Source organism: Maribacter forsetii DSM 18668 (assembly GCF_000744105.1).
In the GTDB taxonomy this organism is placed as follows: domain Bacteria; phylum Bacteroidota; class Bacteroidia; order Flavobacteriales; family Flavobacteriaceae; genus Maribacter; species Maribacter forsetii.
The window spans coordinates 1774715-1789864 of record NZ_JQLH01000001.1 but is presented as its reverse complement, the minus strand read 5'-3'; the positions used below and the strand labels follow the sequence as shown (position 1 = coordinate 1789864).

Below are 15150 nucleotides of genomic sequence, written 5' to 3'. Positions count from 1 at the left end.
ATTATGTATTTATATATTAAACGTTTTTTTGACTTTATTTTATCATTAATAGGTCTGCTTATTTTAGCACCTATATTATTAATTGTGGCTATCATACTTGCAATTGACTTTAAAGACACTCCATTTTTTACACAAAGTAGACCGGGTAAAAATGAAAAAATCTTTAAGGTTTTAAAATTTAAAACCATGAACAATAAAAAAGATGAAAATGGAGAGCTATTAAGTGATACAGAAAGATTAACTCCACTTGGTATTTTTATAAGGAAAACATCTATAGACGAGCTACCACAATTGTTCAACGTATTTATTGGAGACATGAGTCTTATTGGTCCGAGACCATTATTGGTCAAATACCTCCCTTTTTATAAACCCGAAGAAAGAATACGATTTTCAGTTAGACCTGGTATTACCGGTTTAGCCCAAATAACCGGTCGTAATTACATGAGTTGGGACGAAAAATTTCAAAAAGATATTTATTATGTAAAAAACATGGGGTTGAAACAAGATGTTCAAATATTTTATAAAACATTGATAAAAATATTTAAAACTTCTGATGTTGAGCTGGATCAAAGTTCCTACATGGCAGATTTAGACATTGAACGAAAAAATTATAAGCCAACTTCTTAAAATAAATACTATTTTTGAGCAACTGTTAAAGTTTTATTAAAGAGAATATTAGCTATTCTAATAAATCAGCCAAGATTACTAAATGAATAATATATTAATAACTTCTATAGGTCGTAGAGTTTCTCTAGCCAATTTTTTCAAAAGTGAATTAAAATCTATTTTCCCCGAAGCAAAAGTTTATGGTTCAGACATGAATCCTAAATTATCTGCAGCATGTAGAGTAGCTGACGGAAGTTTTACAATGCCTAAAGCAAGTGATAAAGAGTATATATCATTGTTAATTGAAAAATGTACCAGCTTAGGTATAAAATTAATAATACCTACCATAGATCCATCACTTCTACCCCTATCACAAAATAAGGAATTATTAGCACAAAACGGAATTCAGGTAGTTGTGCCCGATGAGAATTTTGTTGCAAAGTGCAGGGATAAACGAATGATCCATGATTTTTTCGAATCTAAAGGGGTTAATGTAGCCGAAGAATATTGTAAAAATACTTTTCAATTACCACTTTATATTAAACCCTACGACGGCAGTAGCAGTATTGACAACTTCGTCATTAAGAATAAAGATGAATTGACCGAATATCATTATGAAAACAAAAAATTGATGTTCTTGGAATATTTGGATCATGACCTTTATGATGAATTTACATGTGATCTTTATTACACTAAAAATGGTGATTTAAGATGTGCGGTACCAAGACAGCGACTTTATGTAAGGGCTGGCGAAGTAAATAAGGGCATTACTAAAAAGAATGAATTGGTACCCTTTATAAAAAAACAACTTGCCCATTTAGATGGCATCAGGGGATGTTTGACCGTGCAATTTTTTATGCACAAAGAAACCAAAAACATTTATGGTATAGAAGTCAACCCAAGATTTGGAGGTGGTTATCCATTAACCCATAATGCCGGTGCAAACTATGTAAAATGGATTTTGCAAGAATATTTATTAGGAGAAGAATTAACAGGTTATTTCGATGATTGGAAAGAAGATTTACTTATGCTTCGATATGACGGTGAAGTTTTAGTGCATGGATATAAAGATTGATACATCTACAGCTCTGGTATTTGATTTAGATGATACCTTATATAATGAAATAGATTATTTAAAATCTGCCTATTGGCATATTTGTTCAGAGCTTAGTGAGAAAGAAACAGAAATTCTCTATAACCATGTATTTTCAATTTATAGAAATGGAGATAATCCCTTTTTATATTTATCTGACAAATACGATGTTTCAATAGAATATCTATTATTCCAATATAGAAATCATTTTCCTCAAATAAAGCCTTTTCCAGGCGTTTTGGAACTCATTCAAGATATTAAGAACAAACAAGGTAAAATTGGAATTATCACTGACGGCAGAACCGTTACACAATCAAATAAGTTAAAGGCACTAGGCATTTGGAAATATATAGATTGTTGTATTATTTCTGAAAGTGTAGGTACCGAAAAACCTAGTAAAAGAAACTTCAAATTGGTAGAGAAAGATCTGAAGGTCTCTAACTATTATTATTTTGGGGACAATTTCAAGAAAGATTTTATTACACCTGCATATTTAGGGTGGCATACTGTTGGGCTTATTGATAACGGTTTAAATATACACCCTAACAGTTGTTTTAACGCATTAAACTCACCACAAAGCTTAATACGGTCATTTAAGGAAGTAAGTGCCGTATAAGCATTAGTATTTAAAAAGCCGTATTGCAAAATAACAATACGGCTTTTCTATTTTTAACATTTAATTAATTAAATCTTTAGTGAAAATTCTTTTTTTAATGTATTTATTAAATCTAATATAATAATACGTACTACTCACCGTCCAGCCCATCCATGCCATTTTTTTATCATATAAAAATGGTTTTACTTTAACTAAGTATCTAAAGATCTTCTCTGGACTCCATATAAATTCTTTTAAGAGCTGTAATTTTGATTTAGACAATTGGCTTGGATCATACGCCATACCAACTTTATTTCCTCCAACATTTTGGTAAAATCCTTTTGAGATCAATTGTATGAATTTCAATTTTTTCCTATTGGTAAACAGTCCTAGTCTCAATGCAAGTGCTGTGATATACTCCTGCACCATGATATCCGAATAGGTAAGTCCTTCCAAGGATTTCATCAGTTCCATAAACTGTGTATCCATAAATTCCTGAATAGGCGATATAAAATCATCGAATACTCTTTTTTCATTAGGTTCATGGTATTCTATCGTGGGAGATTCAGGATCATTGCTGTAGCCTAAAGTACTACCATGAGGTGCAGCCAACAATTGTTCATACAATTGACCATTTGCCTGAAGAATATGATCAGAGTATCCTTTTTTTGGATATACTGTGAAATTAAGACCATATCTCTTTGTTTTACTTTCTATAGTATATATTTCACGTAAGCCAATATAATAACCGGTAACCGGCACTTCGCAATTTAAGTATTGGTATATACATTCTTGCATGGTACCTCCCCAACCAACATCCACTAAAGCCATACCATCTGCCTTGAAATCGACGTTAAATGAATTCAAATAATTATTAAAAGCATCGCGCTGCCCTACCCTATGTAACTCATAAGCTTCTTTAAAACGGTCGTTAGCTCGTAATTTTGTAACAACTTCCGATGTACTGAAATTTTCAATTTGCTCATCTTTATCTACGCCAACTTCTGAGGCAATTGCCAATATTCCCTCCTCTTCAATATTAAAGGATTGTAGAAACTGGGTAGTTGTCATTACATCATAGTTCTTTTTTATAGGTGCAAATTTTTCTTCTTCAATTGGTTTAAGAGAAACTTGTTTTGCTGAATGTCTAGAAGCTTTAAAGTAATGGGTTTGAATAAAATCTTCTTCTTTTAGTCCATTAAATTTTTGATACGTATCAAATAACTGCTTTAGATAATGACCTTCGCGCGCTAAAAAGAACAAATCTTTAATTCCTTTTCTTTTTGCTTCACTATATAAACGTTCTGTAAAAAAGTAAAAATGAATAATATATTCACTAAACGGAAAATCACTTTTTTTACAAGACTTTTCCGTTTTTTTACATGCGTCTTTAAATTCTGTATTAATACTACCGAATAAGTTTTTCTTATTTCTGTATTTGTGAGCGTAGTGCTTTAGAAAATGCCCATGTAAACCATGTTTTGCTGCATTAATTACATCACTAACTTTATTATCTCCCATCATGCCAGTATGTTCAGCTACCGAACCCGTTTTCTCTAATACCAATGGATAAATATTACCGGAGCTTTCCTTACTTTTTTCTAAATCGCATGAAATAAAAACTTCATTAAAAATAGATGTTATACCATGATGATCCAACAATCTTACAATTATCGTTTTTGGTAAGTGATAATCTGAAACGATGTATATCTTATAATTCTCTGCTTTTAACTTTTTAAGCCCTTCAACCAAAGAAATATTTAAAAATTGAACTGAAGTTTCACTTCTATAATCTGCCTCTTGAGTATAATAAAAGAAGGAATCCCAGTCCAAATCATTCAAAATATCAGAATTCACCAATCTATGGTATACATCTTTCATAACCAAGTGATAAGGAACCTCTACTTTGCTAAGTTTCATATCTTCTGCCAACTTAGCCGTTGCATCTGCCCTGATTTTAAATAAAGTATTTATATCTATGCTTAATCCTAAATCTCTTATCAGAAACTTTGCCCAAATTCTATATACATAATTTGGATGGACTGAACGATGAATCAAAGTATCAAAGAGATCGGTAAAGACAGTCTTTATTTTAGAATTACCCTTAATTTTTTGTATTGTATTGTTCAAGTTTTATTGATTTTTGATGGCTAGATTAAACTCTTCGTAAAATTTTAAACTCAGGCTTTTAGACCATACTACAATTAATAGGATATTTACACCCTAAACTCCATAATACTTGTCTTCCACCATACGACAAAATAAACCCTAAATATTAAGATTTAGTATAATTAATCGACAAAATAGTATAAATACCTACAAAAGGGATTTATTAAGTAAATACACCCATTAAATGTTTTTTAATGCTGTAATGATACCGGCATTAATTTAATTTTGGGTTTACAGAAAAATATTCCTATTACTTTTAAAAATAATATTTGATTTTTAAAATATAAAAAAAGCCGTATTTCTACAATGTAGAAATACGGCTTTCATTGAATATCTAAACTTCTATTTTCTCAAGATCATTCTTTTGGAAACTAGCTCACCATTATTAAGTACTACTGTAACCACATAAACATCGGTGGTTAAAATTTCCAAATCAATGATATATGTACCGCTTGTTGAAATCTCTTCAGGAAGATATTGTTTAATTAACCTACCAGCAGAGTCATGTAGCGTAAATCCAACAATATCGTCTTCTGATACAATACCATTCAATGTTATTTCTACAAAATCTATTGATGGGTTAGGTGATAAAACCATATCTAATTCTACATCAAGAGGTTCATTATCCTCAACTGTAATGGTAATGGTTGTACTGTTAGTTAAACCTTCAACATCTTCTACAGTTAAGATGACCTCAAATTCTCCTGCTGTATTAAAAATATATTCTGGATCTGCTTCTGTTGAAGTACCACCATCACCAAAATCCCAATCATAAGACACTATGCCAGTATCATCTACCGAAGCACTCCCAACAAAAAGTACTGTCAATGGCGCTTCACCTGTAATAATATCAGAACTAGCTATAGCTGTTGGAGCTTCATTCATAATAGCAAGCTCTTCAACTGTAATCGTTACAGTTGTGGTATCAGATAAACCTTCTTCATCTGTTACTGTTAAGGTTACCTCAAATACACCTGCTGTGTCAAAAACATATTCTGGATCAGCTTCTGCAGAGGTACCTCCATCAATGAAATCCCAGGCATAAGTAACTATACCCACATCGTCTGTTGAAGTACTACCAACAAAAGATACAGTAAGTGGCGCTTCTCCTGAAATTATATCTGCGTTCGCTATTGCCTCTGGAGCTTCGTTTACAACTATACCCTCTTCAACCGTTATAGTCAACGTTGTCATATCAGTTAAACCTTCTTCATCTGTAACCGTTAAGGTTACCTCAAAAATACCTGCAGATTCAAAAACAAACACTGGATCTGCTTCTGTTGACGTACCTTCATCCCCAAAATTCCAAGCATATGAAGTTACACCTATATCATCTGTTGAGTTACTACCAATAAAAGACACAGTGAGTGGTGCTTCACCAGATACAATATCTGCGTTAGCTATTGCGACTGGTGCCGTATTTGGTTCGTTCACAGTAATTGTTAATGTAGTACTATGTGTTTGTCCTTCTGCATCACTAACAGTTAATGTAACTGTATTCTCACCAACCACATCAAAAGTATGTACAGGGTCAACTTCATTTGAATTTTCACCATCACCAAAGTCCCATAAATAAGATACAACACCATTATCATCTGAAGACTCACTACCATCAAAAATAACTGTCAATGGCGCTACACCTTCTAAAACATCAGCGTTTGCAATTGCAATCGGAATCCCATTACCAACCACAGAAATATTAGCTGCGGAAGTATCTACTTTACCATCTGCATCTGTAACCGTTAAAGACACATTATAAGTGTTAGAAGCAGCATATATATGAATTGGATTTGGTTCATTAGAGGTGTTTCCATCTCCAAAATCCCATAAATAGGATACAATACCATTGTCATCCATACTAGCAGAAGAATCGAAATCTACTTGAAGTTCATTAATAGTATAATCAAAATCACTTTCTGGAGCACCTCCATCTGGCAAGTACTGTATCAAGGTTGCCTTAGTTTCCGTTGCACTATCATCTATATTATTGGAAACTCCACCGCGACCACGCAAATGAATACTAACAAGATCATTGACTCCGTCACTATATACTTGAACCCTTAATCCGTCCATTAGAATAGGTGCTTGTTCTTCACTACCCCATTCAAATATACCAGCATCGATCCAACCACCAACACCTTCTTCTAAAATAATCCAATCATTACCTACACGATAGCTAATTCTCCATAAAGAATTTGGCTGGGGTTGATTAGCATACACTCCACCAAAGGTGATATAATTCACTAATTTCCTTGAAGCCCAATCAACTTGCCATCTAAAGCCATTATCAACATCCGGTGTTCCTAAATTAGCATTAACAGGGGTACCATATTCATTATAATCTGTACGTACAAAATAGTCATCCCTAGACGGATCATATAATATAGATTGTACTGTTCCCCTTGGATTAGTAACGGAACCTGTTACTGTAGCATCTGGTAATAATGCTATATTAATACCCGCATTTGGTGTATTATCGGGTTGGTCACTTGTTACTATGATATCAACAAATGCTTGATCGGTTAACCCCTGTTCATCAGTTACCGTCAAAGTTGCCGTATAATTTCCTGGTTGCGTATAAATATATGTAGGATCAGCCTCAGTAGATGAATTACCATCTCCAAAATCCCAACTGTAAGAAACTACTGCCACATCATCAGTTGAATTGCTACCTATAAAATCTTCAGTAAGTGGAGCAGAACCCGTAATTAAGCTAGTTTCAATATTTGCAACTGGCGCTTGATTATCTGGTGCACCTAAATTAATGATCTGAGTAGAAGTGTCACTTAAACCATCAGCATCGGTAACCGTTAACATAACACTATAGGAACCTGAACTGATAAAAACATTTGTTGGGTTTTCTTCAGTTGACGTATTACCATCTCCAAAATCCCATTCATAAGAAACTATACCAACATCGTCAGTACTAGTAGTAGCGTCAAAATCAACTTCAAGATCATTTGTAACATATTCAAAATTACTTTCAGGAGCTCCTGTATCCGGTAAGTATTGAATCAGCGTAGCCTTTGTTTCCGTGGCGCTATCGTTTATTTTGTTTGACACACCACCTCTACCTCTTAAGTGAATACTGATTAGATCATTGACACCATCACTATAAACTTGAACTCTTAATCCGTCAATAGATAGCGGAACTTGTGTTATACCTCCCCATTCAAATATGCCAGAATCGATCCAACCACCAACACCTTCTTCTAAAATGGTCCAATCATTTCCAATACGGTAACTAATACGCCATAAAGAATTAGGTTGCGGCTGATTGTCAAACACACCACCTAATGTAATATAGTTAACATCTTTTCTTGCCGCCCAGTCTACTTGCCATAAGAAACCATCATCTACAAGCGGAGTCCCTAAATTTTCACCACGAGTAACACCATATTCGTTAAAATCAGTAGTTACAAAATAATCATCCTTAGATGGATCATAGAGTATAGCTTGTGGGGTACCTCTACCATTTTCAGAAGAACCACTTAAAACAGCATCTGGCAATAGCGCAAGGTTTAAACCTGAATTTGGATTATTATCAACCGCCCCACCACTAGCTAAAATAGATAATTCATCTACATTAGTATTACCATCGGCATCTGTAACTGTCAAGGTTACATTATAATTACCTGCTGTAATATAACTATAATTAGGATCAGCAACGTCAGCAGTATCACCATTCCCAAAATCCCAAAGATAAGATACGATACCAATGTCATCAGTAGAAGAGCTACCCGTGAACTGAATATTTAACGGCGCCGGACCTACACTAACATCAGATTCTGCAATCGCAACTGGAACAGAGTCATCTTCCATGACAGTGATTTCCTGTGCAGAAATATCACTTAGACCATTTTCATCTGTTACAGTAAGTGTTACATCATATGCACCAGATTCTGAATATGTATGAACTGGATTGGCATCTGTTGATCCATTACCATCACCAAAATCCCAAGTATAGGATACAATACCTACATTGTCAACGCTTTCTGACGAATCAAAAGTTACTTCTAAGTTATTAACTGTAAAATCGAACTCACTTTCAGGAGCACCTGTATCAGGCAAATACTGTATTAAGGTGGCTTTTGTTAAAGTTGAGCTATCATCTATTCTATTTGAAATACCACCTCTACCTCTTAGGTGAATACTTACCAAATCATTAGTACCATCACTAAATACCTGAACTCTTAAACCGTCCATTTCAATCGGTACCATAGTTGCACCACCCCATTCAAAGATTCCTGCATCAATCCATCCACCAGTACCTTCTTCTAAAATTGTCCAGTCATTACCAATTCTATAACTTATTCTCCATAACGAATTAGGTTGTGGTTGATTAGGGTATACGCCCCCAAAAGTAATATAGTTTACTTCTTTTTTATTTGCCCAATCTACTTGCCAATTAAAACCATTATCAGCATTAGGGGTACCTAAATTTTCAGCATTGGCAACACCATATTCATTAAAATCAGTAACCACAAAGTAGTTTTCTTCCAAAGGATCATAAAGAATAGCTTGTGGCGTTCCTCTACCATCTTCTGATGAACCAGTTACTGAAGCATCTGACAACAAGGCTAAATTAACACCTGCATTTGCATTATTATCGATAGCACCACCATTAGCTAAGATATTAATTGTCGTTTCGTTTTCGTTTCCATCAGCATCGGTTACCGTTAACGTAGCTATATAATTTCCAGGAATTGTATATTCATATTCCGGGTTTTCTTCTGTTGAAGTTGCGCCGTCGCCAAAATCCCAAGCATAGCTAACAATCGCCACATCATCTGTAGAGTCACTACCCGTAAACTGAACATCTAGCGGAGCAGGACCTGTTGTAACATTTGATGTAGCTACAGCCACTGGTATTGTAGGTATTCCTTCAACCGTTATTGTTTCTGAATGAACATCCATTAATCCATCTGCATCAGTAAGTGTTAAAGTAACATCATAGGTACCGTCTGAAGTATAATTATGTACAGGGTTGGCTTCATCAGAAATTTCACCGTCACCAAAATCCCAAGCATAAGCAACAATACCGTTGTCATCTGTACTATCCGAGGAATCAAAAGTAACTTCTAGTTCATCTGCTGTATATGTAAAATCAGCAACTGGTGAACCGTCGTCAATTAAATACTGAAACAATGTAGCTTTTATAGGTTGGTCAGTATCGTCAATTCTTAATGAAGCCCCTCCTCTTGCCCTAAAATGGGTACTTACAATGTCATTTACTCCATCACTATATAATTGCATACGGAACCCATCAGCTTCAATTGGCTCTTGACCTTTACCTCCCCATTCATAAATTCCAGAATCAATCCAACCACCAACACCTTCTTCAATTACCATCCAGTTGTCACCTTGACGGTAACTAAGTCTCCAAGCCGTATTAGGTTGCGGTTGATTAGGATAAGTACCTCCAAAAGTAATATAGTTCACTAATTTTTTATTAAGCCAATCCACTCTCCAAGTAATAGCCTCTTCGATAGGCAATGTACCCGAATCATGATACTGAAGAACTCCAAATTCGTTCCAATCGGTTGCAACTACGTAATCATTGGTAGAAGGATCGTATAAAATATCTTGAGGAACACCACGCCCTTCTTCACCATGTATTTGACCGTATATTATCGCGTCATTGGTCAAAGCTATATTTACGTTTTCATCTGCTATATTATCAACAGCCCCGCCCGTTACCGTAATCTCAATTGATTTTGATTCCGTTTGACCATCATTATCGGTAACCGCCAAAGTAACGGAATAGACACCAGGTACGGTATAAATATGATCTGGATCTACTTCTGCAGATGTACCACCATCACCAAAAGTCCATTCATAAGAGTCTATAGATTGGTCATCTGAGGACTCATTACCTGTGAAATTAAAAGCTATATCTATATTCCCAAGCGTTTTATCTGCAGTAATTACAGGAGTAGGGGGTATTAACAAGTTATTAATCCACTCCTCCAACAAGGCTACACCTGCTTCATCTACTTGACCTTTAGCTACCAAAGGCATCATTACTCCTGGTGTGATGCTATTCGCACGATGAAATATTTGTGATTTAGAAGCATCACCAACAAAAACTATTTTCTGATCAGCAGACATTTCTTCAATGGGCTCCGCTATTGATGCAGTTAATAGGTTGGTTTCTATTAGACTATTAGCCAACCTTAAATCAAAATCTGCTCGAAGATTATTATCTGATCGATGGCAATAGGCACAATTTAAATCTAAGTATGATCTAGCACGATCATCTAAACTAGCCTCTTCATCATTAATTGAAGTATGTTTTAAAAAACCAGGTGTATCTCCGTCTGTAATGGTTTCTTCTATAAAACCGAGTTCACTTAAAGTAACCAATTGATTACCTAAAACTCCACCGACATCACTATAATCAAAATCGCTGTTCAAGTTTCGAGTTCTTGGTCCTAATGTCCCTTTAGAAACACTATTATGACAACTTAAACAATCACTTGTTGATGGATACTGCCAAGTTATGGTGTTTGTACTACCATCATTCATAGCAACTTGTACATCTAAAGTATCACCGTTACTCATATTAATAAGATCTGCATCAGTTTGAGCAGCATTCCATTTATAGGACAGAAAAGTCCAGTTTTCGTTACTATTCTTAATAGAAAATCTTGTTTCTACTTTTTGAGTGATTTCTGGATTATCCTCATCTATAGGATAGTCAAAGTGCTTTATCATAACTGTACCTACAGGAAACTCCCATATTCCATTTTCTGAATAATTAATTTGTTCATCAGCTGTATCTGGGTTCCCGTCATTAGGAATAGCCATCCAACGTTTTTTTTGCGCACCATCCGACCAAAATGGGTCAATTAAATCATAAGGTAAAAAACTTTCTTTAACCACTAAATTTTCCACATCGGTAAAGGCACCTGTTTCAGTCAAGGTTTCTGGCACCCCAGATACTACACCAGGCTCCACGAAACGTAATAATTGTAGCCCCTCACCTGCTAAAAGATAATAAATATCTCCGCCAGCATCTTCTCCAAAAGAAATTGGTCTTAAATCTAATGTACCTAATGTTGACACATCTCCACTGGATATGTCAACTTCTAATATTTTTCTTGTAATATAATCTGCCGTAATGTACTTCCCATAATGTGAAGTAAATTCTGCCCCTCTATATACATGTCCACCAATGATAGAACCCGCATCTAATCTAGAAAATGCAGTTAATGGCTCTTGATGCTCCATATCATTTAGCAAACTAGTAATTCCGCAACCATTTTCAGGTCCTTCAACAGCACCTTCAAACAAAGGCCAACCAAAATTGGCACCTGCAGAAAGCACATTAATTTCATCATGTGTACTCAAGCCTACATCACCAATATAAATTAATCCCGTTTCAGAATCCTTGCTCATACGGTGTGGACTTCTACTACCAATGGCATAAAACTCTTCAAAAGTTTCGCCCGTTGGACTTAAAAAAGGATTATCATTTGGAATATAATAGTTTTGTCCTGTTATCTCCTCTACAGCTCCTATATCATCAGGCATTTTTCTTCTTGGGACATGACTTCTAGTAATGTCCATATCAACGTCTATACGAAGAATACCCCCATCAATATTTTCAGTCATCTCCTGAGAACTAATGGCACGACCTTGTTCACCTATTGCCACATATAAAAAACCATCATCTCCAAATTCTAATGCCCCACCACGGTGAGCTGTATTTAGCATTCTACGACGAATCAAAATTTCTCTAGAACCCTGTATAAAAGTTAAGTTAACCGGGTCTACTTCAAACCTTTCTAAATGAATATAATTATCATGAAATTCTTGTATATCACAACCAAATGTACCACCATCTTCACTATTAGCTAAAGTATCATCACCTGTCTCTGACTCGGTTGTATAATAAATATATACGTAATTACTACCTGCAGTTCCAAAATCAGGGTGTAACTCCAACCCTAAAAGACCACCGTCCCAAACTTCAATTTGACCATTTGTTCGAGTTCCTGCAGCAGACCCTACTTCTTCTGAAAAATCAACAATAAGTTGCTTATTAGTAACATTTTGATCATCTTGAAACCAATAGATATTACCATCTAATTGCCCAACAATTATGCGTTCTTGTCCTGGCACTGGGTTAAAAGTTAAAGGGTAGTCAAAGGTTAACCCCTCAAAGGCAACTTCGTAAGGTTCAGTACTGACAGTTAAATCAGGAAAGTTGGTATCGCCAAAAGCTACATAAGGCTGAGCCTCTGTTAAACCTGGCCCAAAAAACATAGGGCTAAAACTCATGAATACTGCAACAGCACCAACAACACCAGCCGTTAGTAATAAATTCTTTGCATTTCGAAAAGAAGTAGTAATTTTTTTAATCATAATTCTAAATAATATAGAGATGGGTATAATTATAAAACAAAAAAAAAGCAATATTCGTGAACACTAGATTAATATCGTTCAACACCATATAAAAACGTTTAATTTCAATGTTTGAGCTTTTATTAAATAAGTGAAAACCACCTCAATTTAGTCGTTATTTTCTTACATATTAATCAAGAATTCATCATAATTAGAATAAATAAATAGCGTAATTTTAAAAATTTTGTAGGTTGGCAGAACTCTTATGACTAAATAATTACATTTACACTTAGAATTACCACAAGATATTTGATCATGATTTGAGCAAATCATAAAACTTAAACTTATAGTTTAAATGAGAAAAAAAATAATATTTCTAATTTTTATAACATTCTTTGGCATATCTTCTTGCGGTGTTGATTCTGAAGTACTTGAGTACCAAAAAAGTACTATTGATCTTTTGTATCCTGAAGATAATACAGAAGTTACTGACGGAATTATTCTTACAGACTCTACCAATACCTTAGTTTTTAAATGGGAGTTTTTAGACCATAGCGAGAATCATTTATATTTCATTGAATTGGTAAATCTTGACAACAATATTATAGAGATATATGAAAGCAACAACAACGAAGCTACTATTCCTCTTCAACGAAACCACAACTACTCATGGCAAGTGACCGATTCCATACATAACAGCAGTTTAGTTTGGAAATTTAAAAATACAGGACCTTGGGATACCTCCATAGCTCCTTTACCTGCTACTGCAATTTCTCCTGTATCTGGAGCTTCTATTTCCCAGACCAGTACTACGGTAAATCTAATTTGGAAAGCCGAAGATGAAGATAATGATATTATAGGGTATGACCTTTATTTTGGTACAGCCGAAGATCCAGAATTACTAGTTAGTGATATCACAACTTCTAAATACGACGACCTACCTGTTGAAGCGGGCAAAATTTACTATTGGAAAATAGTCACCAAAGATAGTAGTGGTAACGAGTCTATCTCTGAAGTATTCAATTTTAGCGTTGGCTAAATATTATACTTAAACTAAAAAAGCCAATAAATAATATGTTTATCGGCTTTAATTGATTTCTACTACAACATTCTAATTAAAATTCGACAATTACGAATTCTGAACGTCTGTTTACTGCATGTTTCTCTTCTGGACAATATGTACTGTCATCACAATCATTTAACAACATAGTCTCACCATAAGCCTCTGTTGTCAACTTATTTTCTAAAACACCTTTAGATAATAAATAAGCTTTAGTCTTATTGACCCTACGTTGCGACAACCAATCGTTATATTTAGAAGTTCCGCGAGAATCGGTGTGTGAGGTGATTTTTAATTTCAAACTTGGAATCTGATCCAATACTTCAGCTAAAGAATCTAATACCTTTTTGGATGAAGAGTTCACTACCGATGAATTCAAAGCAAAATACACATTTCCTAAATCTTCAATCTTAGATTTAATTTCTGCTTTACGTTTATTAATAGCATCTACCTTGGCTTTTTCAGCAGCGGCCAATGCATCTGCTTCTTGTTGCTTCTTAAGCCTTTCTGCCAATAAAGCTTCGTCCTTTAAACGATTTACTTCATTAATAGAATCTGTTTGGCGTTGCTTTTCTTTTTCAATTGCTGCTAATAACTCTAACTTCTCTTCACCTCGTTTAGAAAGACCTTTTTCAATTCCAAATTGATAAACAACTCCCGCAGCATGTTGTATATGGTTTGTAGCACCCTCACTTTGACTCATTGCCCATTTACCTGTAGAATTAAGGTCTAATCCCCATCTGTCTGAAAACCATGTTCTGAAACCAACAACTGCATTATAAGTTCCTCTACCTATATTATTTGCATCGGTGTAACCAGCACCAATACCAACATATGGATCAAACCAACCTGTTTCTCCAATAATTTTATTTAAATCATAAGTAATTCTACCATCAATACTGTAGTAATCAATATCTTCGGATATAACCACCCCATCAATAATATTACCTTCCATATAAGTGTTATAAGCTCCTATGGCTTCTAAACCCAACCCATTTTTAAAGTACCTACCTATGCTAACTCTAGATGGAAATGGAACAATATTCCATTCTTTACCAACATTGAAGATACCATCAAAAACATTTCCTGAATCATCCACAGCATTAAATCCAATACCTAAAATCCAAGAGCTTTGCACGATACTATCTTTTGCCGTAATTTGAAGTTCTTCTTGGGCAAAAGTGACCGATGAAAGCAAAAACAGTAATAAAAAACTAAAAATTTTAGTAGTTTTCATAATATGCAATTTGGGTTTATAATATGTAAAATTAAATGTAA

At 34.6% G+C, this 15150-nt stretch carries 7 protein-coding genes; 4 read left to right on the top strand and 3 right to left on the bottom strand.

Annotated elements, in window-relative coordinates:
* Positions 1-3: 3 nt before the first annotated feature.
* From P177_RS07525 to P177_RS07515, 3 genes are all read left to right on the top strand, one after another.
* Positions 4-627 carry a sugar transferase gene (locus P177_RS07525; protein WP_036153534.1) on the top strand — a complete coding sequence of 208 codons (624 nt, stop codon included), beginning with the start codon at positions 4-6 and terminating at the stop codon, positions 625-627.
* Positions 628-709: 82 nt separating this feature from the next.
* Entirely contained in the window at positions 710-1681 is a 972-nt protein-coding gene (locus P177_RS07520; RefSeq protein ID WP_036153532.1) for an ATP-grasp domain-containing protein, read from the top strand.
* Complete coding sequence (locus P177_RS07515; RefSeq protein WP_051941751.1) at positions 1665-2315, top strand: HAD family hydrolase; 651 nt, start codon at positions 1665-1667, stop codon at positions 2313-2315. The genes P177_RS07520 and P177_RS07515 overlap by 17 nt, the downstream gene beginning before the upstream one ends.
* Before the next feature lie 60 nt (positions 2316-2375).
* On the opposite strand, the gene P177_RS07510 is transcribed toward P177_RS07515, so the two are convergent.
* Positions 2376-4424 (bottom strand): HAD family hydrolase, encoded by a 2049-nt coding sequence (locus P177_RS07510; protein ID WP_036153530.1) that lies wholly within the window; start codon positions 4422-4424, stop codon positions 2376-2378.
* Positions 4425-4805: 381 nt separating this feature from the next.
* Entirely contained in the window at positions 4806-12833 is an 8028-nt protein-coding gene (locus tag P177_RS20515) for a PKD domain-containing protein (protein ID WP_036153528.1), read from the bottom strand.
* A gap of 334 nt (positions 12834-13167) precedes the next feature.
* Between P177_RS20515 and P177_RS19370 the strand changes: the two genes are divergently transcribed.
* Positions 13168-13851: a hypothetical protein gene (locus P177_RS19370; RefSeq protein WP_051941750.1), complete on the top strand. Its 684-nt coding sequence runs from the start codon at positions 13168-13170 to the stop codon at positions 13849-13851.
* A 76-nt stretch (positions 13852-13927) separates the two neighbouring features.
* Here the strand turns inward: P177_RS19370 and P177_RS07495 are convergent, their stop codons facing one another.
* On the bottom strand, positions 13928-15109 hold the full coding sequence (locus tag P177_RS07495; protein WP_036153527.1) for an OmpA family protein: 1182 nt from the start codon (positions 15107-15109) through the stop codon (positions 13928-13930).
* Positions 15110-15150 lie beyond the last annotated feature (41 nt).